The sequence below is a fragment of the Rufibacter sp. JT3400010 genome, assembly GCF_054956755.1.
Genome location: NZ_JBUDXA010000002.1, coordinates 348,413 through 374,883 on the forward strand (window position 1 = coordinate 348,413; position 26,471 = coordinate 374,883).

The window sequence follows — 26,471 nt, forward strand, 5'->3', positions numbered from 1 at the left end:
TTTTAGAACAACCGTATGCTAACTGTATTATTGCAAGCTTCCGCTGAAGGGGCAAACCTTTACTCTAATTTCCTGTTCATCGGGTTAATTATTCTAGTGTTCTATTTCTTTATGGTGCGTCCGCAGCAGAAGAAAGCCAAAGACCAGAAGAAGTTCCGCGAAGAGCTGAAACGCGGCATGAATGTGGTCACCGTGGGTGGCCTGCACGGCCGTTTGCTCAGCATAGATGATGACACCGTCTGGATTGAAGTAGACAAAGGCCTTAAACTGAAGTTTGATAAAGTAGCCATTGCAGTGGAAGCCACTAGCCGGGTGAATGCCAACACCACAACAGAAACCACTTAATTTGTAAACGTCACTTGCCATTCAATAGAACAAAGAACGCCCTCCTCTGGTTACTGAGACCCTTTTCACCCAAGCAGAAACAGTACTGGAGGGTGGTGTTCCTTTGTTTTTTTACGGCGGCTACGTTTTGGCTCCTGAATGCGCTAAATAAGAGTTATACCGCGCAGGTCTCTTACCCCATTCAATTCGTCTATGATCCCCGAACCTTGGTGCCGGTAAAGCCTTTACCCGAGGAGGTGGTCATCAATGTGACGGGCAAGGGATGGAAATTGCTCCGGAAGAACCTGCTATTCAATGTGAAACCGGCAGAGCTCACTATTCGTAATCTGGCTTCAATAAAGCGGTTACCAGGGCATACCCTGCGGCCGGCCATCTCCAACGTGCTGGACGGATTGAGCCTCAACTTTGTGGTAACAGACACCGTCAGCTTTGATTTTGACCGGTTGGTCACCCGTAAATTCCCGTTGGCCATTGACACCACCCAGGTGAAGGTAGCGGCAGGCTACGTGTTTGCCGGACCTGCTACGATACGTCCAGATTCAGTCACGTTCACCGGTCCTGAATTGATTTTGAAGCAGTTTCCCAACCCTTTTCTCTTGCCCCTTCCTTCAGAAAACCTTACGGCTTCTTTTAAAAGCGAAGTGCCGCTTACTTATGACTTCACCTCCCTGGTGAAAGCGGACGTGAGTGAGGCCGAAGTGCAATTCAATGTCATCGCCTTAGAACGAAAAGAAATAGCGGTGCAGCCCGTTCTTCAGAATTTCCCGGCAGGGCTCCGCTTGCGGTTGGTCAACGGACCGGTGGTGCTACACTACTCGTACTTGCCCCAAAACCGTGATTTAATTCAGCCCGATCTTTTCCAGGTGGCGTTAGACTACCAGAAGTTCAACCCGGCAGATTCTACCATTGTGCCCACGGTGCTGCAAAAATCGCCAAATGTAAGGCAGGTGGCGGTAATGCCCGGTAAAGTGCAGATTTCCTTAACGGCACAGTAGCCCATGTTAAAAATAGGCATCACTGGCGGAATTGGATCTGGAAAAAGCATTGTGTGCAAATGTTTTCAGCTATTGGGTGTGCCTGTCTATGATTCTGACTCTCGCGCCAAATGGGTCATGAACCATGATCCCGAGCTGCGCGAACAACTCATCTCTACCTTCGGGCCAGAAACCTTTGATGCTGCCCAGAACCTGAACCGCTCTTACCTGAGCCAGAAAGTTTTCCATAATGCCACAGAACTGGCGAAATTGAATAGTTTGGTGCACCCGCAGGTAAGAAAAGATTTCTACCGGTGGATGGATCAGCAGCACCAGGCTCCTTATATTCTGAAAGAGGCAGCTCTCATGTTTGAGTCCAATGCCTACACGCAAGTAGACCACGTGCTCACGGTTTCGGCCCCATTGTCCCTTCGGGTAGCCCGCACTCTCCAACGCGATCCGCACCGCACCCCCACCGACGTAGAAGCCATCATAGGCAAGCAACTCTCCGAAGAAGAACGCGTCACCCGCTCCCAATTCGTCCTCCACAACGATGATGCCCACTTGGTACTGCCCCAAGTAGCGCACTTGCATGAGACGTTCCTGACGTTAGCTGCTGAGAAAAAGTAACTGATTTCAGTATCCTTTCTACTCAGGAAGCATCCGCAGGAAAGAGCCTTTTGTTTTAGGGATTATTTGTGAAGAATGGGTTGGAAACGGTGTTGGCGTAGACACTCTATAGGACCTTCGGACAATACGAGGTCTTTGGAGTGGGCCGTATTGCTGCTCTTGAACTATGGCTCTTATCCATGATTCAGCAATACCAATTTGAGGCTTTCGCCTCACGGAAGTTGCAAACTTCCGGACATGGTAGGTCCAAGTCACAGACTTGAACCATGTACAAAAGAGATAGGAACGCGTGTGACCGGCAGATGTAAACATCCCCCTTCGCCCCCTTCAAAGGAGGAGTCTCTGCTTTGGTAGGCAGAAGTCCATTGCTACTTTCCCCTTTCCAGTCTTTCCTGAGCGCGCCTCGCTTTTGGCCCTAGACAAACGACTACTAAGAGCGATAAGCAGCACAGGCCGAAAGGGCAGTGCGAGAAGGGAAGACGAGGCCTCGCGGCCGTGAGCGCACGGTGGGAAACCATGAAACAACCAAGCATAAGGGCCTCGCATCAAACAGCCTCCCCGCCAGCAATGGCAAACTGCATGCATCACAAAAGCAATATAAAATCTAGCCACTTACAATGTTTCTAGGCCATTTTATAAAAATCAGCCTTAAAACAGCGGCCTTATTTAATAATAGGGTACCGCGTAAACGGTTTAGAAGGATCAAAGATCTTACGGTACGTGACATGGGTCTTGTAAATGCGAGCCCCTAACCCACGAGTCACCAGCATCATCTTCGGATTGAAATCCCCTACCCAGTTCATCTCAATCTCACGGGCACCATACGCATTCAAGGGGCCTTGCGCATGCACAATCATGTAAGAATCCACCCCTTTGGCCTGAAATTCAGGAACCACGCCGAAAATGACCCCAAATACCTTCTTGTCGGTTCGTTTGTTGTAGCGCCAGCGGTGATAGAGGAACTTGAGCTTGGCAGGGAGGTTGAATTTGCCGTTGAGGTGCTTGAAGAGCTGGTTCAGCTCCGGCAACATGATGAAGAAAGCGATGGGCTTGCCTTCAAAATACACGAAGTTGATGAGCTGCTCCACCATCACAGGTTTCATGCTCTTCACCATTTTCATGGCCTTGTCCAGCGTCATCTCATTGATGCCCGAGTGCCCAGACCACGCTTTGTTGTACACCTCCAGAAAGTCCTGAGCCAGCTTCTCCAGGTTATTTTTGGAAGGATGCTCAAAACTATAGCCCGGAGTGGCCTCTAACGCTGCTGATCGTTGATACACCTTGTCGCCGAAGCGGGCGTGCGTATCCATGTAGTAAGTGTACTGTTTGAAGTACACCTGAAACCCATAGTTCTCAAAAAGCTGCTGGTAATAGGGTGCATGGTAGAACATGCCGAAGTTAGGTTCTGTGAACCCTTGCACTAAAAGTCCCCACCAACGGTCCCGCTCCCCGAAGTTGATGGGACCATCCATGGCTTCCATGCCCTGAGCGGCTAACCAGTTCTGGCAGGCCTCAAACAGCACATTGGCGGCGGCCTGGTCATTAATGCACTCAAAGAAGCCCATGCCCCCAGTTACGTACTCAGAAGCGTCTTTGGTCTTGTTGTTCACGAACGCCGCCACCCGACCGATGGTTTTCCCTTGCTGATTCTGGAGAATCCACCGGATGGCGGTGCCGTTTCTGAAGTTGGGGTTCTGCTTGGGGTCAAAGACCTGTTCAATGTCCTTGTCCAGCGGACGAATCCAGTTAGGATGGTCTTGGTAGAGGGAAGAAGGGAGGTCTAAAAAGGCTCTGACGGCGGCAGCGTTCTTTACTTCAAGTAAGTGCATACAGGTAGGTGGGGCTAAGAAAGCCAAAAATACGCATTTACAGTAAAAGCGCCATGTATAAGGCCCAAACGCGCTCGGCTGAGGTTAGGCCGCCTTTCTTGGCGCTAGCTGGTGCGTAAGGGTAAGTTCAAGCTGCATGGCTTCCTCCAGGGTGTACGGCTTCTGGTCATAAGGACTAAGGAAGGCCTCTTCCATCACCAGCCATGAAATATCAATGCCCAAAAAGTAAACAGGTTGGGGGCGAAGTTGCCAGCCTTTTTCCAGTAAGATAGGAGGGATTTCTTCCATGGCAGTTGTTTGGTGAAGTCTTGCTGCTCTTGCAGAACAGGAAGATAGAGATGCTAAGTAGAACGGAAAACCTACTGCCGGGTTTTGCTCTTTCAGACAAAAATTGCTAAGTGAAAGAAATGTGCGTTGGAAAGAGGTGAAAACAAAAAAGCCTCACTTTGCAGTGAGGCTTTTTGAAGTGGGGCGTGCTGGATTCGAACCAGCGACCCTCTGCTTGTAAGGCAGATGCTCTGAACCAGCTGAGCTAACACCCCTTTTTTGTTTTTCGGTGACCTTTTGTCCCCGTTTGATGATGCAAATATGGGGGTTGTTTTTTAATCTACCAAATAGTGTTCTGAAAAAAACGTTAAAATTTCTGAAGAAACACTTCTCCATAGGAGGCGTGCGCAGGTCAACGTATATTTAGCGGCTGAAAATCAGAAAGTTTGTGGGAAATAGGAAAAAGGTAGCCCGATATTTTTTTTTCGGGGTAGCCGGAATTTTTTTGCTGGTGGGTCTTGTGGGCGGGGCACTTTACGTGTATCAGGATAAAATTATCCAGTTGTTTGTGACCGAAGCTAACCAGCACATCAAGACAAAGGTGGTGGTAGAGAAGATAGAAGTAACCTGGTGGGAGCAGTTTCCGCAGATAGCCATCCGGCTGCAGAACGTGGAGGTAACCGAAGCCGTGCCCGGTAGCAGTGCGCCTTTGGCTAAGCTGAAGAAAGTGTACGCCACGTTTTATCCCTGGGACTTGCTGGGCAGTTCTTACCGCATACGGGAGATTCATTTAGAGGAAGGCGAGGTGCACGCCCGCGTACTGGCCAACGGAGACGTGAACTACCGCTTTTACCAGCGCGCAGATACGGTGCAGAATGAGGCCATGCAGTTTTACCTGCAGCACATTGGCCTTAAGAACGTGCACGTCATCTACCAAGATGTTCCCCGTAAGCAGAAGTATGACGTGCAGGCTCACGCGTTGAAGGCTGCACTGGAGATGGAAGGTCCGGTTCTTCAGTTGAAAGCCAGCGGGAACACGCGCATCAGGCACATTAAAATAGGGGAGAACGAATTCTTGAAGGAGAAAGAGGTAGCCTTAGCCGGTAACCTCAGCATCCAGACAGAGCAGCAAACCATTACGCTGCAGCCGTCTGAACTACAGATTGGCAAAGCGGTGTACCAGGTAGGCGGCAAGATGGCATACCAGCAGAAAACGCAGGTAGACTTAACCGTAAACGGCAAGAATACCAATGTGCAGTCGCTCTTAGCTTTGTTGCCCCCGCGTTATGCAGAGCAGTATGGTCAATACCGAAGCGAGGGCGATGTCTATTTCAAAGGGAAGGTGAAAGGGGAGGTGTCTTCTAAGAAAAACCCGTTCCTGGATTTTGAGTTCGGGGCCCGGGGTGCCTCTTTTTACCAACCAGATTCCCAGGAGAAGATAGAGGGGTTGACGCTAGTGGGCCGCCTCACGAACGGAACGCAGCGGAACAGCCAGACCTCCCGCCTGGAGTTGCGCCAAATACAGGGCCGCCTGCATGGGAAACCTTTTAGCGGAGAGATGGTCTATCAAAACTTCCTCAACCCAGACCTGCACCTGAAGGTGAATGCCCAGCTAGAGGTAGCTAGTGTTTTGAAGCTGTTTCCGGGAAAATACCTTAAAAAGGGAAGCGGGCAGGCGCAGGTGCAGTTCGCCTTTTCGGGGAACCTGCGGGCTTTTCAGGCGAACCCGGCTAGCCTCGCTGTCAAAGCCAGCGGCGAAGCCACGTTACAGCAGGTAAACCTACAGTTTCGGCAACATCCTATCCTGTTTTCGGGCTTGAACGGTACTTTTCTGCTGAGGAAGAATGACGTGGCGGTTTCTGGGGTCAAAGGCAAGATCGGTGATTCAGACATTCTGGTGAACGGGTCTTTCAGGAATGCGCTGGCCTGGCTTTTCTTCAAAGGGCAGAAGCTAAGAATTGAGGCCGATGTGACTTCCCGGTTTCTGAACGTAAACCAGATTCTGTCGGCTTCCGCCAAAATGGGCAGAACTACTGCGGCTACTCCTGGCAAAGAAGATGGTGCTGGCACGTACGCCTTCAACATGCCGGCGCACCTGGAGCTAGACCTCAACACCAAGGTAGACCAACTGACGTTCCGCCGATTTAAAGGGCGTCAGTTGCACGGGCGCATCCAGCTCAAAGACCAGGTGCTAACCACGCCGGGCATGGGTTTGCAGGCGGTGGGTGGCCGTTTCAGAATAGCTGGCCGCATGGATGCCCGTAGGCCACTCATCAAAGTGACTTCCACCGCTCATCTGGAGAACATCAACGTAGACAGCCTTTTCTATGTGTTTGAGGATTTCGGGCAGACGTTCATCATGCAGCGACACCTGCGCGGTCAGTTAACGGCCCAGATTACTTCAGACACGTACCTGGACCATAATCTCAGGCCCCGTACAGACCTGCTGCAGGCTCAAATCAAGACGGTTCTCCGAAACGGGCAACTGCTCCACTTTACCCCCATGCAGAAGCTTGGTCTGTTTGTGAAACGCGATGAGTTGGCCAACCTGCAGTTCTCAGAGATGCGAAACAATTTTTACATCAGGAACCGCGTGGTATACATCCCAGAAATGGAGATTAACTCCAGCACCAGCCGTCTGTCTACCATTACGGTTTCGGGCACGCATACCTTTGACCAACGCATGGATTACCGCGTGCGCATCCCGCTCAAAAGCCAACGCCCCGACAAAGATGAACGCTTCGGGGTAATTGCCGCCAGCACCAACAATCCCAACCTGTTCCTCACGGTCAAGGGCAAAGAAGGGAATTTCAAAGTGGCTTATGACCAGCAGAGAGTCAGGCAGAAAATTGCCGCCGACCTGAAACAGGAGAAAAAAACACTCAAGAAAATCTTGCAGGGCAAAAAGAAGGAGGAAAAGAAAACAGTGAAGCCTTCAGCGGAATATTTTGATTTTTAAGAAAAGGATAGAGTTGGTGTTTTGAGCGCAATTTCTGGAAAGAGGGACGAAAAAGCGGATTTTCTATTAAATGGCTTCTTACAATATATCCATTAGTTCAGTTACGGTTATCTGTTAAAATCGACAATAAACCGTATGTTTAAGGATAGATATAGTGCTGATAAGCGTAGGTGGTACGTTTATCTGGAAGTTAGGTAAAAGTTAAAATATAAAAGATGGAATTTAAAATTTTAGCGGCTAGCGTATGTGTTTTATTTGTTCTTCTTTCTTGCTCATCGACCACTAAAAGGCCTAACGAAGAAGTCTCAAAAAAACCAGAAACAATAGAAACTGACTCTACCTTGGGATATGATACCCAAAAGAAAATCAAGCTTGGCAACGGATTTGAGATTTTGGCTGGCGGAGTTGAAGAATTTGACAATTTTAAGACTTACTCTCTGTTCACACTAACCAGAAACGGGTCAATTATCTATCAGGACAGCTCTCAAACAGAGTATGAATTTGGAGACCAGCTTTACCCGCTAATACTTCCTTTAGGTAATGACAGGTTTGAGATATTAGTTGAAGTAAACGACAGGCCAAACAAAAATTACCTTTATCATTTTGTCATCAGCGGCAATAAGCTTCTAAAAACAGAACAGTTGCCGACTTTCATCTCACATGCAAAGAACCTGGATTCAGACAATGATTTGGAATTTGCAGGATTCTGGGATTATCCTCAAATGACTAAAAACGCAGAAGGACAGGAAATTGCCGCCTATAACCCGATTCTATACTTCCAATTAAAGAAAAACGGACTTGAACTTGACAGCTCCTTAACGATAGAGCGGAACACAGCAATATTTGAGAAGTTCAGCGGCTATGAATTTAAGGAATCAATAGAAGTGCTTGGCTCAACGCTTGCAAAACATACGACAGAAGTTGAGCGCGTGAAAAAATAAAAAAAACCTTTACCTAACACGGTGTAAACGGCATCTTCGGCCGACGGCCACGCCGCCGCTTACACGAGACAGTTGTACAAAAATTTAAAACATTGATGCCAGACTTCACAAATATTGAATATCTTAAAAAAGGAAATAAGCGTCAGCAACAAGCCTATATAGAATTGACTAAGCTATCAATTTTTGAAGATTTGCAAGCTTATAGTCCAATATTGACAGGAACTATACCAATTGGGATTGACCTACCAGAAAGTGATTTAGATATTATTTGTGAATGTTCCAATCACCAGAAATTTGCAGAAACACTCACTAGTTTGTACTCGGACAAAGACGAATTTAGAATTCGGACAAATACTTGGAATAGCTTATTATCAACAATTGCAACCTTTAGAGCAGGGGAATTTGAAGTAGAAGTTTTTGGACAGGATTCCCCGACAAAAGAGCAAAATGCATACAGGCATATGCTAGTTGAACATAAAATCTTGAATTTAAAAGATGATAAGTTCAGAACGGAAATCATAAGGCTTAAACAAGAAGGACTAAAGACAGAGCCAGCTTTTGCAAAATTATTGGCTTTGGTTGGAGATCCTTATGTAGAACTGCTGAGATTTGAAATATAAAACTTTGTACAACAAGGTAAAAAGTTAGCCACAGCCGACGGCCTCGCACGCTGTTTATACGAGACTGTTGCGCATCTAATCTGAATGCTTATCCTATAAATAGACTAGCATTCATAAATAGACTAGCATTCAGAACAAAGCCGTATTACAAACCGAACCTATGAAAAAACGCTACCACCTACTTCTGTCTTTCCTATGGCTGGGCCTTTTCGCCTGCCAGACCAACAATACTACGTCCTCCCAAACCACATCGGCGAATGCCAAGGTGTATTACCCAGAGAAGGGCGATAAATGGGAGCAGAGAGCCCCGGAGCAGGTAGGCATGGACCCGAGGCTGTTGGCCGAGGCGGTGGCGTATGCCCAAACCCAGGAAACCAAAATGCCGAAGGATTTCTCCACGCAGGAAGAGATTTTCGGGAAGCTGTTGGGCCCCATCCCGAAAGACCGGGCGAGCACCAACGGCATCATTCTGCGGCACGGCTACATTGTAGCCGAGTGGGGCGATACCAAACGCGCGGACCCCACTTACAGCATCGCGAAGAGCTTTCTGTCTACTATTCTAGGCATCACGCTGGACAAAGGCATGATCAAAGACATTCATGATCCGGTGGCCAACTACATCAAAGACGGCGGCTATGACTCAGAACACAACCGCAAAGTAACCTGGCATCACCACGCCCAGCAGACCAGCGAGTGGGAAGGAGAACTCTTCGGGAAGACGCACACCTTTGTGGGCAAAGAGGAATTCGGCAACGGCGAACGCAAGCCGCGTGAACTGAAAGAGCCCGGTACGTTCTATGAGTACAATGATGTGCGCATTAACCGCCTGTCCTTGTCCTTGCTGCGGCTCTGGAAAAAGCCCCTGCCCCAAGTCTTGAAAGAGCAGGTCATGAACCCCATTGGCGCCTCAGACACCTGGCAATATCTCCCGTACAAAAACTCCTACGTAGAGGTAGACGGCAAGCAGTTGCCCAGCGTAAGCGGCGGTACCCGCTGGGGCGGCGGTCTCTGGATCAACACCCGTGACGAAGCCCGTTTCGGGTATTTGTTCCTGCGGCAGGGCAAATGGAAAAACAAGCAGATTGTCTCTCAAGAATGGGTGAAGCAAGCCACCGCGCCCGGGCCGCACGGGCCAGATTACGGTTATCTCTGGTGGCTGAACACGCAGAAAAAGCAGTGGCCTAACGCGCCCGCTACCAGTTTCGCCGCTCTGGGCGCGGGTTCCAACACCATTTGGGTAGACCCCGAGCATGATTTGGTAGTGGTATGGCGCTGGCACGGCACCAACGGAGATGAGTTCTTTAAGCGCATTCTTGCCGCCGTCCAGAAGTAAGAACCACGTAAAGTTGCGGAGGCGTTTAACGGCTGGTTTCAGAAAAACAGCGGTTAAACGCCAACTCGTTTGTAGCCGTGTCGTTTGTGTTAGTCTACACCAACACCTACAACCATGGCTGAAGAAACCACCACGCTTCTAAAAGATTACTCTGAGCAGGAAAAAGGCGCTTACCTGGGCGCACTGGCTACCATTGCCTCGGCAGACGGGCACGTGTCTGAAGATGAACTGACGTTTCTGCAACTGTTAAGCGAAGCCGCCGAACTGCCCGAGAATCTACAGCAGGAAGTGGCTTCCATTGCTAAAAACCCCTCCCAGATAAGCCTGCAACGGTGCCTGGATGTTCTGAAAGGAAGTCCGCTGCGTTTCTCCTTCATCACAGACATCATCAGCTTCGCGAAGTCAGATGGCGAGTACACCAAAGAAGAGCAGCAACGCATAGCAGAAGTAAGCCAATACCTGGGCATAGACCAGAAGCAGTTCAGTATTCTGGACCAGTTTGTGGACAAAGCCAACCAAGCCCAGGAAAAAGGCGAAGACCCTACCTCGCAGTCCTTCTTAAACAAAAATGGCTTCGGCGATATGTTCAAAAATTCCGGCATCTCGCCGGGTATGGTGACCGGTATGCTGGGCATGCTGGCGCCCATAGTTATCAGTGGCATGATGAACCGCCGGAGCAGGTCTCACGGATATGGCGGCGGCGGGATGATGGGCGGCGGACTGGGTGGTTTGCTAGGCGGTTTGTTAGGTGGCGGCATGATGGGCGGAGGAATGATGGGAAGAGGCGGCATGTACGGTGGCGGTCGCATGGGTGGACTAGGCTCCATGGCTTCTATTCTGGGTAGCTTAGGTGGTAGAGGCGGCTACGGCCGAGGCATGGGAAGCGGCGGTCTAGGCGGCTTGCTGGGCGGAATTTTAGGTGGTGGCCGCAGAGGCGGTTGGTAATAAAAGAAACTCCTGTTTTGAGGCTTGTTTTACTAAAACAGCCCAAAACAGGAGTTCTCAATTTTTAGATGTTAAACGTTGCCGTTACTCTGCTACCGTGCAGGGCAACCACAAGGGATTTGCCCCTACATCTGGAAAATTAACACAGAAACATCTTCAAACCTCCAAATTTCCACATCCTCACATCTCCCAATCACCCTTCCTGTTTCAAATACAGCGTTTGGCTAGGGTATGCGAACTCGGCCCCGTGTTTTTCCACAATGGCCACAATCTGGTAATTGATTTCCTCCTTCACATCTATGTATTGGTCATAGTCAATGGTGTCAATGAAGTACAGCACCATAATGTCTTTGGAATACGGCCCCAGGTTGAAGAACCGTACGCGGCCGTCCTGGTTGGTGCGGGGATACGCGTCAATCAGATGCTGGATGTCGGTTACAATGGCCTTTACCTGTTCTGACGTGGTAGTGTAGGTGAGCGAAATGTCAAACTTCACCCGCCTGAAAGTACGTAGCGTGAGGTTGTCCAGCGGTTTGTCAATCATGCTTTTGTTGGGCAGCGTCACGTAGCTTTTCTCCAGCGTTCTGATGCGGGTGCTCCTAAAGCCAATTTTCTCAATGGTACCGGTTATCTCGCCTACCTGCACCAGATCGCCCACCACAAACGGATGATCCAGGAAAATGGTGAACGAGGCCAGCAGGTTTTCCAGACTTTCCTTCGCGGCAAACGCAATGGCCAAACCACCCACGCCCAAACCGGCCACCAGACCCGCCACGTTTACCTTGAATACCGCCCCCAAGATGACGAAGAACCCAATGATAACGAGGATAACCTTGGTGAAATCCACGAAGAACGGCACCAGTTGATCGTCTAGTTTGGAGAGCGTTTTGGCGGCCCGTTTGGCGAACATCATCCCCACAAAGTCTACCAGCCGCAGCACTACCCACGTAAGCGAACAGATCAGGAAAATGCTGTAAATGCGCTGCAGAACGCGTTTAAGGCCCAGTTCCTCTTTGCCCGGTAACCCCAATTCCGGCGGATAATTGAGGGAATCAAACGCAACGTAGAGGAAGACCAGAAATGCGAGTACTTCCAGCGGAGTCACCAATAAGCGTTTAAACTCCTCGTTGGTCACATCCTTGTTGAGGCGTTTCACGATGCCTTGGAAGAGAATGGTGGAAAATAGCCCCGAAACCACTGTCTTCAACAGGAAACCGCCCAGCATAATGCCCACAAAAATGAGGTACTGCTGCACCGTATTCCCCAGAAAAACGAAGCGTAGAATATCTGAAACCTGGTTCTGCATTTGTTAAATTTTTGCCCGACTGCAACCAAAGCCTAGGCGGAAGGGTCTTCTAAGAAAGGAAAGGCAAATCTATGAAACGAAACTTCTTATACCAGCTTTTAGCCGGACTGCTGTTCTTTAGCTTTTCGGCGTGCCAAATGGTAGATTCTGAAACAACGGAAGGGGAAGTTCCGCTCACCGGCGGACAATGGCTCGCCTTTTCTGAAGTCCAGTGCGGAAACAATCCCTGGGGCTATTGTAACAAAACTCCAGACACAAAAGTCTGCGTGCAAGAGTACGTGCAAGGCCAAGGCTTCACCGTGCTGGAGGTAACTATGATCCCGGCACCCGCAGATATAATGGTCTGTGAATCCTGCCAGTGCCCCACCGGACGAACCTTCAAGGTAAAGGTCCAGGAGCAAGATGTAGCCAAGTTATTGGCGGTTGGGTTCAAGAAAGGATAGCTTAAGAAAAGTAGTGCTTACTCTCGCTCGCGTCCCGCGAGTGTGGGCTACCTGCGGCGTCCCGCCGCTTTCCAAAAATACTGTTTAACATTCCAGAACTCGGCCAGGGGCCGAAAGTAGCTCACACTCGCGGGACGCGAGCAAGTGAGCCGTTCTGGGGTATCATTACTTTTCAGGAAAGTATAGCTAAAAGGATGTTTCAATGAGATGCGCTACAACAATTGGCTCAACGCAATCTCAAAGCAGGTCTTGGCGATCTCGGTTTTCTGCGGATGCCGCTCATGAGCTTTCTCCAGTGCTTGTCTAATGGTTCGGGAAATATCAGTGAAGATGGCCTCATCGGTGATTTCCACGTCTTGTTCCATCAGGTACGCGAACACGCGGGCCATGCCGCAGTTGGCTACAAAGTCCGGAATCACGGATACCTGCTGGTCGGCGAACTCGCCGGTGGCGCCAAAGAAAATCTCCGGATCTTTAAACGGCACGTTGGCTCCACTGGAAATCACTTCCAAGCCTGCCCGCTGCATGCGTTCCACCTGATCTGTAGACACCAACCGCGAAGCCGCCGCCGGAATGAAGATCTCCGAAGGCAAATCCCAGATGCGGGCATTCACTTCTTCAAACGAAAGCAGATCATCAGCCAGTAAGGTATTGCCTGCCCGATTCAGGAACAATTGGGTGATTTCGTCAAAAGAGAAGCCTTCCTCCCTAATCAGTCCTCCGGCCCGGTCAATGATGCCTACTACTTTCACGCCCTCAGAAGCCAGGTAATACGCCGCCGCCGCGCCCACATTTCCCCAGCCCTGGATAATGGCCCGTTTGCCGGCCAACTCACCACCCCACAGTTCATAGTAATGGGAAACGGCTTTGGCCACGCCATACCCAGTAATCATGTCGGCCACGGTATATTTGCGGGCGAGGGAAGGGGAGTAGTGAACATCTTCCAGCACCTTGCTCACGCCTTGGCGCAACTGGCCTAATTTGTTTATTTTCTGCGGTTCGGTGGCTTTGAAGTATCCGTTTACAATGCCTTCCTGCGGGTGCCACAGGCCGTATTCCTCGGTAATAGGAATTACCTCATGGATCTCGTCCACGTTCAGGTCGCCGCCGGTGCCGTAATAATTCTTGAGCAGCGGAAATACTACGCGATACCAACGCTCCAGCACGCCTTGCTTGCGCGGGTCTGCCGGGTCAAAGTTAATCCCCGACTTCGCGCCGCCAATGGCCGGACCCGAGACGGTGAACTTCACCTCCATGGTTTTCGCCAGCGACTCTACTTCCCGTTTGTCCAGCCCTTTGCGCATGCGCGTTCCGCCTCCAGCCGCCCCGCCCCGCAGCGAATTGATGACTACCCAGCCCTCGGCCTCCGTTTCAGCGTCTTTCCATTCAAAAACAATTTCGGGGCGTTTGGTCTCAAATTTGGCCAGTAGGTCTTTCATAGTGGGAAGTAGATTTGGGTTTGCTGTCACAAAGGTATAAGATAGCGTTTGTTAGTTGAAGGAAAAGATAGAGGTATTCTTTTTGGTTTGATTGAAGCTTTGGTGCATGCAGTTTGCCTGTCGCTGGCGTGGCGAGTGGTTAATGCGGTGCCCTTATGCTTTGTTGTTGCATGGCTGCCCTCCGTGCGCTCACGGCCGCGAGGCCCCGTCTTTCCCTCGCGCACTGCCCTTTCGGCCTGAGAAGCATTTTGCGCTTAGTCTTGCCTTTGCAGGGCCGAAAGCGAGGCGCGCTCGGGAAAGACTGGAACAGGGGAAAGTAGGTTTGGTATAAAATACAAAGTATCATGGTTCAAGTCTGTGACTTGGACCTAACATGACCGGAAGTTTGCAACTTCCGTGAGGCGAGAGCCTCAAAAGAACGTTTGCTGAACTAGCAATGGCAGCCAATCACGTTGGGAAGAATCTTTTGCCTTGAAAGATGGTGGCCCCACAAGACCGCCCATTCCAAAGACCTCATAGTGTGCGCAGCTCCTACGAGCGTCTGCGCCCATACCGTTTCAAGCGTGTTTTCTCAGAAACTACTCTAAACAGTTCCGCTTCGCGGCTTCAAGGGCTCGTAAGTTCAACCAGTGATAATTATTGCTGAGGGGCTCATGTTGGTTTGACCCGCTAAATGTTGCTCCTGAATATTTAAATATGGAACTCTTTCAGTATTAAGTATTTTATATATCCAATTATATTCTTTATACGTAAATCTAACTCAAGCCAAGTCAACTCCGTTGAACGAAGTGTCTGACCGTATACCTATAACATGGTAAGCCGCCATGCGTTTAGAGAACGTACTGTTCAGGTGCAACCCAAAACGGGCTGGTGGCAAGTGTTCAAGGGCGTGGAGACGCGTCTAATTGTAGTACTGATTTTTGTGTGTCCTTATGAAAAGTTTATTATCCAGAGTGGAGTCTAAGAAGATTGATAAGGCGGCGTCCATGCTGAAGGTACTGGCGCACCCAAAAAGGTTGGCCATCGTGGATCTTCTGGGTAAGGAAGACAAGATGACTGTGACGGAGATCTACCAGTACCTGGATCTACCACAGGCAATTGCCTCACAGCATTTGATCACGCTGAAAGACAAGGGGGTGCTCTCGTCATTCAAGGTGGGCACCAAAATCTATTATTCCCTTTCTATCCCCAAGCTGATTGATGTGATAGACTGCCTGGAGGAGTGTTGCGGCGATTTATAGTCCGTTACCTGCCTGCCAGCCCAGTTCTCCCCCATCAAGTAAGTATTTCCCGGAACCGTTTCCAGCCTGTTTTCACGAAAGTAGGCCAGAAACGGTTTTTATTTTTTACTCAGGTGTAGAATTTACTCTTTGTACTTCAGCACCAACACCGCTGGTACGGGCCGCTGGCCTTCTTTGTCTGAGGGTTTGATGGTGTCTTTGCCTTTCACGTACAGCGTACTGGAGCCGCCGCCGTCCAGGTTCAGGGCTTCTTTGCAGCTTAAGCCAACCATCAGTTGAGCCAACTGGTCTAAGCTGGCTCCTTCGGCGATGCCTTTGTTACGTCCTTCCACCATCAGAATGATAAGTTTGTTGTCTGGCGTGTAGCCCATGACGGTGCGTGGGTTAGCGCCTCTGAAGCTGGCTCCGCCGCGCATTTCCTCCTCGGCAGTAATGTGTACTTTGCCGTTTTGCACCAACACCGGTCCACCACCAACGGCTACCTGGGGTTTCCAGCGTTTTATGCCTTTCACGTTGCGCTTGGAGGGTTCAGGTGCAGGTCGGCCAGTGGCGTCTGCGTCATAGGGTGCAGCCAGTTCTATGGTTTTCTTTTTCTTTCCTATGTTGTAAGCCCAGGCCACATCGGCGGTGCGGTTGCGGAAGAAGCCGATGGCTCCGGTAGTAGGATAATAAGTAAGCGTGTCGGTGCCTTTGGGATTTTTGCGCTTTACAGAGGCTTGGGGAGCCAGTACTTTGCCGTTGTTGATGACTAGGTTCAGGTTGCTGTTATCGGCGAAGGAGAAGAAGGTGGTGTTCACTACCGCCAGCACGTTGCCGGTTTCCTGCTCATAATATTGCTTGGGCGTGTACCGCTTGCCGTTGCCTACTCTGGTGAGTACTTCCAGCTTGGGGTCTTTTAGGTCCGCTTCTAAATAATAGGCTTTAAACGGTTTTCCGTCCAGGGAGTCTGACGTGGTGAACACTTTTACGGAGGCGGGAAGGCCTTGCTGATGTTGGGCGGAAGGCGTCCATTTTACCTGGGCAAAACTGGGGCAGGAGAGAAGGACGGCGGTGAGGGAGAAAAGCAGCTTTTTCATGCCGCCAATATAAAGAGTAGGTTTATTGTTTGTGTAAAGGTGGTGTAAAACCTTCGTCTGAGTGGGTTGGTTTTTCGTTTCTGGGCTGTTTTCAGGGAAAGTGCCGGAAAGTAGGGGCAATCCCTTGTGGTTGCCCCTCCCGTTTGCTGATTTCTGATATCGTAGGACAGGTCGCGACCTGTCCGTACATGCTACAGAAAAGGTAGGGGAACGGAGAAGGGCAACCACAAGGAATTGCCCCTACAAAAGACGTGCGCACAAAAAAAAGCGGGACACTCTCCACAGAGTGTCCCGCTTTTAGGCTGATTTTATGAAAACAGGCGTTAAGCGTGTGCCTCAGAAGATTGTTTCTCCAAATCAAACAGGTCGGTGAGTACGTCAATGAGGGTTTCGGCCTCGCCGCGTTTGCAGGCGGCTTTGAGTTGGAGCACCGGCAGTTTGATGATTTTCTGCATCATGGATTTGGTGATGTCGTCCATGTGCTTGGCTTCCTCGGCAGAGAGTTTCTTCATGTACCGGGCCATCTCTTCCTGACGGATGGTCTCCAGGGCGTTCTTCAGTTTCTGGATGGTAGGCGACACGTTCATCTCCTTGCTCCAGTCTTCAAATCCGGCTATGGATTCTTTGATAATCTGCTTTACCTGTGGCACGGCGTCCAGGCGACGTTGCAGGGCCTCTGAGGCCTTGTTCTGGATGGTGTCAATGTTGTACACCAGCACCCCTGGAATCTGCTCTATCTGGGGCTCTACGCTACGCGGAACGCTCAGGTCAATGAAAAATTTGTAGGTTAACACGTTCAAACGGCTCACCATTTCTTTGGTGAAGAACGGCTCGTCACGGGCTACGGAGGAGATAATGACATCGGCCTCTTTCATGGCTTCTACCAGATTCTCGAACGGGACTACTTCCATGCCGCATTCTTCGGCCAGAATCTCGGCTTTGGCTTTGGTGCGGTTAGAGATTTTTACGTTCTGGAAATCTGAGTCATGGAGATGCCGGCATACATCGGCCCCAATCTCGCCTAGGCCTACTACCAGCACTTTCGGGTTCGGGATATCGGCCGTGAGGCTTTCTACCAGTTCCAGGGCGGCGTAAGAAGTAGAGGCGGCTCCGTCTCTAAACGAGGTTTCCTGTACCACGCGCTTGTTGGTGAAGAAGATGGTGTGCAGCAGGCGGTGCAGGAACGGGCCGGCAGCCTGGCTGTCCACGCTCCACTGGTAGGCGTTTTTCACCTGGTTGGAAATCTGCATGTCGCCCACCACCTGCGCGTCCAGGCCCATGGCCACGTTGAACAGGTGCTGCACGGCATCAGCGTGCTCATTCACAATGGTGAAGTAGTCCAGGTACTGGGAAATATTGGTAATGCCTTTGCTGATGCCCAACAGTTTCACGATGTCGTGGCTGTAGTCATCATCAGACGTATAATAGACCTCCGTGCGGTTGCACGTGGAAAGCACTAAAATGTCAGTTGCCTGAATGAATTCTTTGAGCGTTTGCAGGAACTGTCGGCACGACCCCTCATCCAAGGCGATAAGCTCTCTTATGTCTAAGGGAGCTTTTTTATGTGAAAGACTGACGGCTCTGAAGTTGTGAAGCATACGGCAGTGTAGAAATTGGATGCAAAATTACGGCACTATCTTTTAAGAATGAATAATATTCGTATCTTTCTTTTATTTATACACATTACAAATTGCGGTGCGTAGACGCTTCTTTCTGCTATCTTCGTTAAGGGAGAACACCATCCCTAGACGGGCGTATTTCCTCTAGCGTTGCCTTTGTACATGATTCCAACCTCCATTTATTCAAAAAAATCCAGGTTAAAGCTGCTCATCATCGCGGTTGCGTTGTTCATTGGCGGGGCCACGGTTATTTACACCAACCTGCTGGTAGCCAAACTCTCTGAGCGCGAGCAACAGTTGATTGACTTGTACGCCAAGGGTCTGCGTTACATGATTAACGCCGAGATTGACTCTGATAACCTGGTGTTCATTCAGGAAGAAATCATTGACGCCAACCGGTCGGTGCCCGTAATTCAGACCGATGAGAAAGAGAATGTCATCGCCTATAAGAACCTTGATATCCCCGAAAAGATTTCCGAAAGCCGTAAAAAAAGGCTGCTCCAGCGCGAAATAGCCAAGATGAAGGCACAGCACAAGCCCATTGTGGTCTCGTACCAGCAGGAGTTCAAGAACTATATTTTCTACAAAGATTCTGAACTGCTGACTCAGCTGCGCTACTACCCCTACGTGCAACTCACGGTCATTGCGTGCCTCTCTGTGATTGCCTATTACGCCTTCAGTTACTCGCGTAAAGCCGAGCAGAACCGCGTGTGGGTGGGGCTGGCCAAAGAAACCGCCCACCAATTAGGCACGCCGCTTTCTTCTCTGATGGCTTGGTACGAATACCTGAAAAGCAGCCCCCGGTTTGAAAACGAACCTATTATTGACGAATTGGGCAAAGATGTGCGCCGCCTGGAAATTATCACCGAGCGTTTCTCTAACATCGGCTCAGTGCCGGTGCTTAAGGACGAACCGCTGCAACGGGTGGTGGAAAACGCCATCGGGTACCTGCGCAACCGGGTTTCCAACAAAGTCGCTTTTGCCATAGAATCTGAGTTTCCGCCCGAAACCACGGCCAAAGTGAATATCCCGCTGTTTGAGTGGGTGATTGAAAACATCTGCAAAAACGCGGTGGATGCCATGGAAGGCAAAGGCAGTATAACGCTGCGCTTGGTAAGGTCTAACATCAAAGACGCCATCGCGCTGGATATACAGGATACCGGCAAAGGTATTCCGAAGACCAAGCAGGAAGAAGTGTTCGTGCCGGGATACACCACCAAGAAACGAGGCTGGGGCTTAGGGCTGGCGCTAGCCAAACGCATTATTGAGAATTATCATCAGGGACGGTTGTTCGTGAAGTCCTCTGAGGTGGGAAAGGGCACTACGTTCAGGATAGTGTTGAACAGGTAAGGCGTTTTGAGGCTGTTTTCTGGGAAAAAGGCTTGAAACGGGTTTAGCGGATTACCACTAAAAATTGAGCATAAATACTCAATTTTTAGTGGGTTTTGGTTGGATAACAGGCATACCTAATGTGATTGTTACCGTTTCTGCAAGCCGTGGGTCTGGGCGGAGTATAATTTTATTTGTGGATTTTGCTGTCATTTGATCTAGTCTTTTTCTTTCAGGAGCCATACCTATATAAGAGAATGTTACTAGTGGGGCAGCATCTTTTGCTTCTATCATGGAAGCAGGAATAATTAGCTCAAACTGCCCCTGAGCATTGGATGATGTAGCAAAGGACGTTCCGGCTATAGAAACGGAAGCTCCACTTATTGGTGCTAGAGTGACTGAGTCCAGTACTATTCCCCTAAAGGAAATCGGATCGGTTTGAGTTGTTGCAGTGGCCGAACGGGTGGAAGTGTTGGAGGCAATAGGAGAGATTTCTCCCTTTTTTACTGTTTGTGCTTCTGCGGCCTTAGAACTGAACCAAGCAAATAACCCCATCAGAGCTGTTCGCCACGCCCATTTTCTTTGTGGTACAGAAAAAGCCGTTAGCTCCCGGTCTAATTGGTTTGACCTGAAGCGTCCGCAGGTATGTTCTTTGCCTAGCCAATTGACGACTTCCGCATCAGACATAGCGGTAAAGTCTACCACCGTTTTCTGGCAGTTTTGGCAAAAACGGCCTTGATTCTGGGGAGTCATGGAAGCCCAATCTTCGTGACAAGGCTGTTGAATGGAGATGGTAAGACGGCTAGTTGGCATGGCTTCTGTTTTTAGACTAATTTCTGAAATTGAGGCAAAAACGATTTAGGAGAACAGTTGCTTTATTTTCTGAAAGAATCCAAGTCCAGGTAACGGTTTGTTAAACTGAACGGCTATACCTCCTACAACTGCGGTGTCTAAAGTCATAATTATCTTTGAGTTCTTCTGTTTAAGCAATTTAGTAAGCTTTACTTCTCTCATCTCATACCCAATAAAAGTGAAAGTGACTTTCTGCGTTTTATTCACTAAATGAGCAGGAATAGATAATTCAAAATTACCGTTTCGGTCCGCTGGAACTCCGATAGAAGTTCCTTTCAACATGATGGTTGTTCCTGGCAAGGTTTCCTTGCTTCGTGCATCTATCACAGTGCCTTTCAAAACAACTTGACTGACAGGCCTTTTAGAAAGATTCTTCGTTCTCCTTCCCAAATTCTCAGAAGCGAACTGTTGATCTATAATGGAAACGGAAGGAGATACTTCCTTCGCTACAACGTTTTTGGTGCTTAGCCAAGCAGACAGGCCTAAGGCTACGGCTTGCCATGTCCAGCGCTTGCGGTTGTAAGTGGCGGCTGTTAACTCTTTTCGTAGTTGTTCCTGCCGGAACCTTCCGCATGTAATGTTCTTGTTTTCGGTAAGCCAGCTTACCACTTCGGCATCGCTCATCATCGTAAAATCCACTACCGTTTTAGCGCAACTTTGGCAAAAACGGCCCTGAAGCTCAGGTGTCATGGCGTTCCAATCCTCGTGGCAGGGCTTGGGCACAGAAACGGTGAGGCGGTGGGTGGGCATAGCAGGGTGGTTTGTCTAAATATACGGGCCTAGCGGCACATTCAGAATATTTTCCTTAACTTTTCCCCTGAATTTCTACACCAAACTGAACAAGTGAGTCTAAAAAGTCTTTTCCGCCGCAAGAGTCTGAACGCTGTTTTGCACACCCCGCCCGCCGATGTGGCCGCCCACGTTGGAACGGTAGAGGAGGGGCTGGAACGTAATTTATCGGTCAGAGATTTGACCTCCCTGGGCATTGCCGCCATTATTGGGGCCGGTATTTTCAGTACCATCGGCAACGCGAGTTACGAGGGTGGTCCGGCGGTGTCTATGCTGTTCGTGTTCACGGCTATTGCGTGCGCGTTCTCGGCTTTGTGCTATGCGCAGTTTGCGGCCACTATTCCGGTGAGCGGCTCGGCGTATACCTATGCGTACACCTCGTTTGGCGAGTTGGCGGCTTGGATCATTGGCTGGGCGCTGATTATGGAATACACCGTGGGGAACATTGTGGTGGCTATCTCGTGGAGCGATTACTTTACGGGCCTTATGAGCGGCGTGGGACTGGACATTCCGGCGTGGCTCACCATGGGCACGCAGAGTGCGCACAAAGGCTACGGCGAGGTAATGGCACTCTTACAGTCTGGGCAGCCGTTGTCGGCGGCAGATCCGGTGCAGTTGGAGGCCTACAATACTTGGTTAGCTGCCCCTGACTTTCTGGGCGGGAAACTGGTGGTAGATTTGCCTGCTTTCATGATTAATGCCGTGATTACCGCTTTGGTGTACATTGGCATAAAGGAGTCTAAAAACGCCTCTAACCTGCTGGTGGTGCTCAAAATGATTGTGGTATTGGTAGTGATTGCGGTGGGTGCTTTCTACGTGAATCCGGCCAACTGGAGCCCGTTTGCGCCTAACGGCATCGGCGGCGTGTTGAAAGGGGTATCAGCTGTGTTTTTCGCCTACATCGGGTTTGACGCCATCAGTACCACTGCCGAAGAATGTAAGAATCCGCAGCGCGATTTGCCCCGGGCTATGATTTACGCGCTCATTATCTGTACAATTCTTTACGTAATCATTACACTGGTGCTTACGGGCATGGTGCCGTACAAAGAACTCGCCGTAGGCGATCCTTTAGCGTACGTTTTCACGAAAGTAGGCGTAGACTGGCTGGCCGGTGTAGTAGCGGTGAGCGCAATTTTCGCGATGGCCTCCGTACTGTTGGTGTTCCAGATTGGGCAGCCCCGCATCTGGATGACTATGTCCCGCGACGGTCTGTTGCCGCCAGTTTTCTCCAAAGTGCACCCGCGCTTCAGAACGCCTTCTTTCTCTACGTTAGTGACCGGCTTCTTCGTAGGCGTACCCGCCCTGCTCCTGAACATGGATCTGGTGATTGACTTGACCAGTATCGGGACGCTTTTCGCGTTTGCCCTGGTATGCGGCGGTATTCTGATGATTGACCCGCACGGCACGTCCGAAGCCCGTTTCAAAGTACCGTATCTGAACGGAAAATTCCTGGTGCCACTTATCTTGGCCATCGGCGGCGTATTGGTGATGCTCTACAACCGGGTGGCCATTGATGCCTTCTGGAGTGCCGTAGCTTGGAAGGGCGGTTACGAGGAGTTCCGCCATCAGATTCCCATGCTGGTATTCCTAATTTCCTGCGTGCTCCTGGCTTGGGTTTCCTTCCGGAAGAATCTGTCCTTGCTACCGGTGCTCGGCCTCTTAACCAACCTGTACCTCATGACTCAGCTAGGCGTGAACAACTGGTTGCTTTTCACTGTCTGGTTACTGATCGGTCTGGCCATCTACTTTGGGTATAGCTATAAGCACAGCAAACTGGCGGTACAGGCGAGATAAAGCTCCCGTTCACACAACTTTTTCAAAGGCCGGAAAGGCAAAGATGGATTGGTCCACTTTGTTTTCCGGCCTTTTCTATTTGGCCCGGTTCACCAACAGCACGCCGGCCAGAATAACTGCCATGCCCACGTAGTGCATGAGATGAATGGTTTCGCCATCGGCTACGCCCCAAATTAAAGCTACAATGGGCATGAGGTACGTGGAGGTGCTCGCAAACAGCGTGTTGGTCATGTGGATAAGCTTGTTGTAGAACACCAACCCGATGGCCGTACTGAAAACCGCCAACAACGTGATATACCCCAACGCCTCCCAGGCGGCAGGTTGCGTAGCCAATTTTTCAAACGCCGAGGTAGTGCAAAGATAGACAAACGCAATTGGTCCCACTGTCAACAAAGCCAGGCTAGCCATGGTCAAGGGCTTGATGCCTGCCAAACAATGCTTAATTACGTTTAGGCTGCCGCCGTATAGCAACGTGGCCAGTACCACATACAAACCATAGAAGGCATTAGAAGAAGTCTCTTGGGCGCTGCCCGAAAATATCAACACCGCCGTCCCCAGAATCCCAATCAGAATGCCCAACACCCGCAGCAACGTGATTTTCTGCTGAAAGAAAATAGCCCCAATAATGAGGGTGAACAACGCCGTCAAAGAATTCAGCACGCCCGCCAAGCCACTCGCCAACTGGGTCTCTGCATAGGCAAACAGAAACGCCGGAATCAAATTGCCAATCAGCCCGCTTAACAACAAAAACTTCCATTGCCCCGGCTTAGGTGCTTTCAACCCTTTCAAAGCAAACGGAAGCAAGGCCAGCGTAGCAATCGTAATCCGGATAGCACCCAGTTCATCCGAAGAGAAAACGACCAGTCCTTTCTTGATCAAAATAAACGAAGTGCCCCAGATAAGGGCCAGGCCAATCAAAATTACCCATGCCAACGGCGGAGTAGAAGTAGAACCTGTATTGGTGGGGGAAGTAGTAGCAGTAGTAGACACAGAAGTAGCGTGCTGAAAATGAAAGCGCAAAGGTAACGGATGCCCAGACGTTTCCATGCTGGTTTCGTGAAAATAGGCTTGAAAGGTGGGGCGCAGACACTCGTAGGAACTGCGTACACTACGAGGTCTTTTGAGTAAGCGGTGTTGTGGCTTCTGAGCGATGATTGTTATTTGTGATTCAGCAATACCCATTGTGAGGCTTACGCCTTACGGATTTGCAAACTTCCGGTCATGATAGGTCCAAGTCACAGACTTGAACCATGTTCAGGGGAGAAAGGAATGCGTGTGACCGGCAGATGTAAACATCCTCTTCGCCCCCTTCAAAGGGGGAATCTCCGCTTTAAAGGGCAGAAATCCATTGCTACTTTCTCCCTTCCAGTCTTTCCCGAGCGCGCCTCGCTTTTGGCCTTGGAATGGCGAAACTAAGCGCAAAGGACAAGGCAGGCCGAAAGGGCAGTGCGCGAGGGGAAGACGGGGCCTCGCGGCCGTGAGCGCACAGAGGGAAACCATGCAACAACCCAGCATATGGGTACCGGCATCAACCACCCGCCACGCCAGTAACAGCCAAACTCATCCTCATCACCCCAACCCTTTAGTGAACTCAGAATAAAATGAAAAATCCGTTTCAGAGCCGATTTCCAAAAACCATCTCCAAAACGGATTCCATCAAAAACTTAAAAGAACCTTATGCCTCAGCGTACTCCATAGAATTCGCAATCTCATCTAAGATAGCGTAAATCTCCTGCGGGTCTTCGGTCTGCACCAAACGGGTGCGGTAGCCTTTCACGTTGGGCAAGCCCCGGAAGTAATTGGCATAATGGCGGCGCATCTCAAAAATACCCAGACGCGGCCCTTTCCACTCCAGGCCTTTGTCAAAGTGCATCTTGCACATGGCAATGCGTTCCTGAATGGTAGGTGGGGCCAGCAACTCGCCGGTTTGCATGTAGTGTTTGATTTCCCTGAAAATCCAGGGATAGCCGATAGAGGCGCGGCCAATCATGATACCGTCCACCCCGAACTGTTCTTTGTAGGCAACAGCTTTCTCGGGAGTGTCAATGTCGCCGTTTCCGAAGATGGGGATTTGGATGCGCGGGTTTTCTTTAATCTTCCGGATTAACGTCCAGTCGGCTTCACCTTTGTACATCTGCACGCGGGTACGACCGTGTACGGTAAGGGCTTTGATGCCGATGTCCTGCAAACGTTCGGCCACATCTTCCACGTTTTTGGTGGAATCGTCCCAGCCCAGACGGGTCTTTACGGTCACTGGTAATCCGAAGGGTTCTACCGCCTGCACAATGGCCGAGGTCATGGCCACCATCTTGGGAATATCGCGCAGCAGCGCGGCACCGGCTCCTTTGCAGGCCACGTTCTTCACGGGGCAACCGTAGTTGATGTCAATTAAATCAGGGCCCACCTGCGCCGAGATCACCGCCGATTCCCGCATGGAATCAATGTCTGACCCGAAAATCTGGATACCAATGGGTTGCTCGTAGTCAAAGATGTCCAGTTTCTGGCGGCTTTTGGCGGCATCCCTGATCAAGCCCTCAGAGGAGATGAACTCCGTATACATTAAGTCGGCGCCGTTGGCCTTGCACACTGCCCGGAAAGGAGGATCGCTGACGTCTTCCATAGGTGCCAGCAGCAGCGGGAAGTCCGGAAGCTCTATCTGACCGATTTTTACCACGTGATTGAGTTTAAATATTTCGCGTAAATTTACCTCATTAAAACCACTTCGCCTATATGAAAGGTTTCATCTCGCCTAGTCTGCATCCGTTTAAGTCACTTTTGCTGTTTACCGTGTTTGCCATGGCGGGCCTGTTCATCGGGAATTTCCTGGCGATGCTGCTGATTAAACTTATTTGGGGCTTCGGGCTGATGGACATCTCCAACATGCTGGCCCGTCCCGCAGATTACCCCGAGAGCCGAAGTGCGTTGGTGTTGTTTCAGGGCGTAGTACATTTGGTGGGGTTTACCATTGCCTCGCTGATGTTCTTGCGGGTGAACGCCCATCGGCCTGCCGCCTTTCTTTCGCCAAGGGCTACCGTGCCGTTTCATCTGTTGCTGGGGAGTGCCGTGCTCATGCTCGTGATTTTACCCGCCTCGTCCTGGTTGGTGTACTGGAATGCCAATGTAGATTTCCCGCCGTTTCTGGATGCCTTTGAGCAATGGGCCAAGGCCAAAGAAGACACGCTGCGCGAATTGACCATAGAATTAACCAAAATAAACACCATTCCGCAGTTGATACTGGGCATGGTGGTGTTTGCGGTGCTGCCCGCCATTGGCGAGGAACTGGCGTTCAGGGGTATTGTGCAAAACGAGTTGCACCGCTGGTGGAAGAACCCGCACGTAGCTATTTGGGTGGCGGCTATCATCTTCGGGGCCATTCACATGCAGTTTTACGGCGTGGTGCCGCGCATTATGCTGGGTGTGTTGTTCGGGTATCTGTACTGGTGGTCGGGCAATATTTGGGTCCCCATTATTGGGCACTTCATCAACAACGGGTTTATGGTGCTCATGATGTTTCTGGCGCAGCGCCGGGCCGTTTCCATTAACGTGGAATCCACGGAGCCGGAATCCCTCACCTTGTCTTTGTTTTCTCTGGTGCTGACGGCTGTTCTCCTGTACGGTCTGTACACAGCCTTCCGCCGATTGCCGACTCCGGTGGAAGAGGATACTTCCCGTTTCTAAGCCATTTTAAAAGAATCAGCCCCAAAACAGCCGCCGGAGGTTTTTATCCGGCCACTAGCAAT

23 protein-coding genes and 1 tRNA gene are annotated in these 26,471 nt (G+C 50.2%); 13 read left to right on the forward strand and 11 right to left on the reverse strand.

All coding sequences use genetic code 11. The features are described 5' to 3' along the window. Positions 1-15: 15 nt before the first annotated feature. From yajC to coaE, 3 genes are all read left to right on the forward strand, one after another. Positions 16-345 (forward strand): preprotein translocase subunit YajC, encoded by a 330-nt coding sequence (gene yajC / locus ACY0JR_RS03295; RefSeq protein WP_462632438.1) that lies wholly within the window; start codon positions 16-18, stop codon positions 343-345. A gap of 95 nt (positions 346-440) precedes the next feature. Then, the gene (locus ACY0JR_RS03300; protein WP_462632439.1) at positions 441-1,340 is read left to right on the forward strand and encodes a CdaR family protein; all 900 of its coding nucleotides are present in this window, start codon (positions 441-443) and stop codon (positions 1,338-1,340) included. Positions 1,341-1,343: 3 nt separating this feature from the next. Continuing rightward, positions 1,344-1,949, forward strand: a complete 606-nt coding sequence (gene coaE, locus ACY0JR_RS03305; protein WP_462632440.1) for a dephospho-CoA kinase — start codon at positions 1,344-1,346, stop codon at positions 1,947-1,949. Between the two features lie 662 nt (positions 1,950-2,611). On the opposite strand, the gene ACY0JR_RS03310 is transcribed toward coaE, so the two are convergent. The 3 genes from ACY0JR_RS03310 to ACY0JR_RS03320 all read right to left on the reverse strand — a co-directional run bounded on the left by ACY0JR_RS03310 (position 2,612) and on the right by ACY0JR_RS03320 (position 4,320). After that, on the reverse strand, positions 2,612-3,778 hold the full coding sequence (locus ACY0JR_RS03310) for a hypothetical protein (protein ID WP_462632441.1): 1,167 nt from the start codon (positions 3,776-3,778) through the stop codon (positions 2,612-2,614). Positions 3,779-3,862: 84 nt separating this feature from the next. Beyond that, positions 3,863-4,066, reverse strand: coding sequence for a hypothetical protein (locus ACY0JR_RS03315; protein ID WP_462632442.1), 204 nt, complete (start codon positions 4,064-4,066; stop codon positions 3,863-3,865). Between the two features lie 179 nt (positions 4,067-4,245). Then, positions 4,246-4,320 (reverse strand) — tRNA-Val (locus ACY0JR_RS03320). A gap of 173 nt (positions 4,321-4,493) precedes the next feature. Here ACY0JR_RS03320 and ACY0JR_RS03325 point away from each other — a divergent pair. The 5 genes from ACY0JR_RS03325 (at position 4,494) to ACY0JR_RS03345 (ending at position 10,843) form a co-directional block, all read left to right on the forward strand. Continuing rightward, a complete protein-coding gene (locus ACY0JR_RS03325; RefSeq protein WP_462632443.1) occupies positions 4,494-7,004 on the forward strand; it encodes an AsmA family protein in 2,511 nt (836 codons plus the stop codon). A gap of 215 nt (positions 7,005-7,219) precedes the next feature. Further along, positions 7,220-7,945: a hypothetical protein gene (locus ACY0JR_RS03330; RefSeq protein ID WP_462632445.1), complete on the forward strand. Its 726-nt coding sequence runs from the start codon at positions 7,220-7,222 to the stop codon at positions 7,943-7,945. A 95-nt stretch (positions 7,946-8,040) separates the two neighbouring features. Then, positions 8,041-8,565, forward strand: a complete 525-nt coding sequence (locus ACY0JR_RS03335; protein ID WP_462632446.1) for a DUF4269 domain-containing protein — start codon at positions 8,041-8,043, stop codon at positions 8,563-8,565. Between the two features lie 160 nt (positions 8,566-8,725). Beyond that, complete coding sequence (locus ACY0JR_RS03340; RefSeq protein ID WP_462632447.1) at positions 8,726-9,898, forward strand: serine hydrolase domain-containing protein; 1,173 nt, start codon at positions 8,726-8,728, stop codon at positions 9,896-9,898. Between the two features lie 114 nt (positions 9,899-10,012). Continuing rightward, positions 10,013-10,843 carry a tellurite resistance TerB family protein gene (locus tag ACY0JR_RS03345; protein ID WP_462632448.1) on the forward strand — a complete coding sequence of 277 codons (831 nt, stop codon included), beginning with the start codon at positions 10,013-10,015 and terminating at the stop codon, positions 10,841-10,843. Between the two features lie 193 nt (positions 10,844-11,036). Here ACY0JR_RS03345 and ACY0JR_RS03350 read toward each other — a convergent pair whose 3' ends face one another. After that, a complete protein-coding gene (locus ACY0JR_RS03350; protein ID WP_462632449.1) occupies positions 11,037-12,149 on the reverse strand; it encodes a mechanosensitive ion channel family protein in 1,113 nt (370 codons plus the stop codon). 71 nt (positions 12,150-12,220) lie between these two features. Here ACY0JR_RS03350 and ACY0JR_RS03355 point away from each other — a divergent pair, with 71 nt between their 5' ends. Then, positions 12,221-12,592: a hypothetical protein gene (locus ACY0JR_RS03355; RefSeq protein ID WP_462632450.1), complete on the forward strand. Its 372-nt coding sequence runs from the start codon at positions 12,221-12,223 to the stop codon at positions 12,590-12,592. 212 nt (positions 12,593-12,804) lie between these two features. Here ACY0JR_RS03355 and ACY0JR_RS03360 read toward each other — a convergent pair whose 3' ends face one another. Then, positions 12,805-14,031 carry a Glu/Leu/Phe/Val dehydrogenase dimerization domain-containing protein gene (locus ACY0JR_RS03360; RefSeq protein ID WP_462632451.1) on the reverse strand — a complete coding sequence of 409 codons (1,227 nt, stop codon included), beginning with the start codon at positions 14,029-14,031 and terminating at the stop codon, positions 12,805-12,807. 932 nt (positions 14,032-14,963) lie between these two features. On the opposite strand from ACY0JR_RS03360, the gene ACY0JR_RS03365 reads away from it, so the two are divergent. Then, the gene (locus ACY0JR_RS03365; protein WP_066830613.1) at positions 14,964-15,272 is read left to right on the forward strand and encodes an ArsR/SmtB family transcription factor; all 309 of its coding nucleotides are present in this window, start codon (positions 14,964-14,966) and stop codon (positions 15,270-15,272) included. Positions 15,273-15,394: 122 nt separating this feature from the next. On the opposite strand, the gene ACY0JR_RS03370 is transcribed toward ACY0JR_RS03365, so the two are convergent. Both ACY0JR_RS03370 and hemA read right to left on the reverse strand, forming a co-directional pair. Beyond that, on the reverse strand, positions 15,395-16,348 hold the full coding sequence (locus tag ACY0JR_RS03370; RefSeq protein WP_462632452.1) for a phosphodiester glycosidase family protein: 954 nt from the start codon (positions 16,346-16,348) through the stop codon (positions 15,395-15,397). Between the two features lie 323 nt (positions 16,349-16,671). After that, the gene (gene hemA / locus ACY0JR_RS03375) at positions 16,672-17,946 is read right to left on the reverse strand and encodes a glutamyl-tRNA reductase (RefSeq protein WP_462632454.1); all 1,275 of its coding nucleotides are present in this window, start codon (positions 17,944-17,946) and stop codon (positions 16,672-16,674) included. 183 nt (positions 17,947-18,129) lie between these two features. Here hemA and ACY0JR_RS03380 point away from each other — a divergent pair, with 183 nt between their 5' ends. Beyond that, entirely contained in the window at positions 18,130-19,317 is a 1,188-nt protein-coding gene (locus tag ACY0JR_RS03380) for a sensor histidine kinase (protein ID WP_462632455.1), read from the forward strand. A 78-nt stretch (positions 19,318-19,395) separates the two neighbouring features. Here the strand turns inward: ACY0JR_RS03380 and ACY0JR_RS03385 are convergent, their stop codons facing one another. Both ACY0JR_RS03385 and ACY0JR_RS03390 read right to left on the reverse strand, forming a co-directional pair. Next, positions 19,396-20,109, reverse strand: coding sequence for a carboxypeptidase-like regulatory domain-containing protein (locus tag ACY0JR_RS03385; RefSeq protein ID WP_462632456.1), 714 nt, complete (start codon positions 20,107-20,109; stop codon positions 19,396-19,398). Positions 20,110-20,154: 45 nt separating this feature from the next. Beyond that, positions 20,155-20,898, reverse strand: a complete 744-nt coding sequence (locus ACY0JR_RS03390; protein WP_462632457.1) for a carboxypeptidase-like regulatory domain-containing protein — start codon at positions 20,896-20,898, stop codon at positions 20,155-20,157. 93 nt (positions 20,899-20,991) lie between these two features. On the opposite strand from ACY0JR_RS03390, the gene ACY0JR_RS03395 reads away from it, so the two are divergent. After that, the gene (locus tag ACY0JR_RS03395) at positions 20,992-22,731 is read left to right on the forward strand and encodes an amino acid permease (protein ID WP_462632458.1); all 1,740 of its coding nucleotides are present in this window, start codon (positions 20,992-20,994) and stop codon (positions 22,729-22,731) included. Between the two features lie 75 nt (positions 22,732-22,806). On the opposite strand, the gene ACY0JR_RS03400 is transcribed toward ACY0JR_RS03395, so the two are convergent. Together ACY0JR_RS03400 and dusB are read right to left on the reverse strand one after the other, a co-directional pair. Next, the gene (locus ACY0JR_RS03400; protein ID WP_462632459.1) at positions 22,807-23,778 is read right to left on the reverse strand and encodes a DMT family transporter; all 972 of its coding nucleotides are present in this window, start codon (positions 23,776-23,778) and stop codon (positions 22,807-22,809) included. Between the two features lie 628 nt (positions 23,779-24,406). Further along, entirely contained in the window at positions 24,407-25,405 is a 999-nt protein-coding gene (gene dusB / locus ACY0JR_RS03405; RefSeq protein WP_462632460.1) for a tRNA dihydrouridine synthase DusB, read from the reverse strand. 56 nt (positions 25,406-25,461) lie between these two features. Here dusB and ACY0JR_RS03410 point away from each other — a divergent pair, with 56 nt between their 5' ends. After that, on the forward strand, positions 25,462-26,409 hold the full coding sequence (locus ACY0JR_RS03410; protein WP_462632462.1) for a lysostaphin resistance A-like protein: 948 nt from the start codon (positions 25,462-25,464) through the stop codon (positions 26,407-26,409). Positions 26,410-26,471: the final 62 nt, after the last annotated feature.

Excerpts from the sequence above, each read along its gene's own strand:
- ACY0JR_RS03390 (WP_462632457.1), bottom strand. The coding sequence starts at position 20,898 with ATGCCCACCCACCGCCTCACCGTTTCTGTGCCCAAGCCCTGCCACGAG.
- yajC (WP_462632438.1), top strand. The coding sequence starts at position 16 with ATGCTAACTGTATTATTGCAAGCTTCCGCTGAAGGGGCAAACCTTTAC.
- ACY0JR_RS03380 (WP_462632455.1), top strand. The coding sequence starts at position 18,130 with ATGATTCCAACCTCCATTTATTCAAAAAAATCCAGGTTAAAGCTGCTC.
- coaE (WP_462632440.1), top strand. The coding sequence starts at position 1,344 with ATGTTAAAAATAGGCATCACTGGCGGAATTGGATCTGGAAAAAGCATT.
- ACY0JR_RS03330 (WP_462632445.1), top strand. The coding sequence starts at position 7,220 with ATGGAATTTAAAATTTTAGCGGCTAGCGTATGTGTTTTATTTGTTCTT.
- ACY0JR_RS03345 (WP_462632448.1), top strand. The coding sequence starts at position 10,013 with ATGGCTGAAGAAACCACCACGCTTCTAAAAGATTACTCTGAGCAGGAA.
- ACY0JR_RS03310 (WP_462632441.1), bottom strand. The coding sequence starts at position 3,778 with ATGCACTTACTTGAAGTAAAGAACGCTGCCGCCGTCAGAGCCTTTTTA.
- ACY0JR_RS03410 (WP_462632462.1), top strand. The coding sequence starts at position 25,462 with ATGAAAGGTTTCATCTCGCCTAGTCTGCATCCGTTTAAGTCACTTTTG.
- ACY0JR_RS03360 (WP_462632451.1), bottom strand. The coding sequence starts at position 14,031 with ATGAAAGACCTACTGGCCAAATTTGAGACCAAACGCCCCGAAATTGTT.
- ACY0JR_RS03355 (WP_462632450.1), top strand. The coding sequence starts at position 12,221 with ATGAAACGAAACTTCTTATACCAGCTTTTAGCCGGACTGCTGTTCTTT.
- ACY0JR_RS03350 (WP_462632449.1), bottom strand. The coding sequence starts at position 12,149 with ATGCAGAACCAGGTTTCAGATATTCTACGCTTCGTTTTTCTGGGGAAT.
- ACY0JR_RS03315 (WP_462632442.1), bottom strand. The coding sequence starts at position 4,066 with ATGGAAGAAATCCCTCCTATCTTACTGGAAAAAGGCTGGCAACTTCGC.
- ACY0JR_RS03340 (WP_462632447.1), top strand. The coding sequence starts at position 8,726 with ATGAAAAAACGCTACCACCTACTTCTGTCTTTCCTATGGCTGGGCCTT.
- ACY0JR_RS03385 (WP_462632456.1), bottom strand. The coding sequence starts at position 20,109 with ATGCCAACTAGCCGTCTTACCATCTCCATTCAACAGCCTTGTCACGAA.
- ACY0JR_RS03335 (WP_462632446.1), top strand. The coding sequence starts at position 8,041 with ATGCCAGACTTCACAAATATTGAATATCTTAAAAAAGGAAATAAGCGT.
- hemA (WP_462632454.1), bottom strand. The coding sequence starts at position 17,946 with ATGCTTCACAACTTCAGAGCCGTCAGTCTTTCACATAAAAAAGCTCCC.
- ACY0JR_RS03400 (WP_462632459.1), bottom strand. The coding sequence starts at position 23,778 with ATGGAAACGTCTGGGCATCCGTTACCTTTGCGCTTTCATTTTCAGCAC.
- ACY0JR_RS03365 (WP_066830613.1), top strand. The coding sequence starts at position 14,964 with ATGAAAAGTTTATTATCCAGAGTGGAGTCTAAGAAGATTGATAAGGCG.
- ACY0JR_RS03370 (WP_462632452.1), bottom strand. The coding sequence starts at position 16,348 with ATGAAAAAGCTGCTTTTCTCCCTCACCGCCGTCCTTCTCTCCTGCCCC.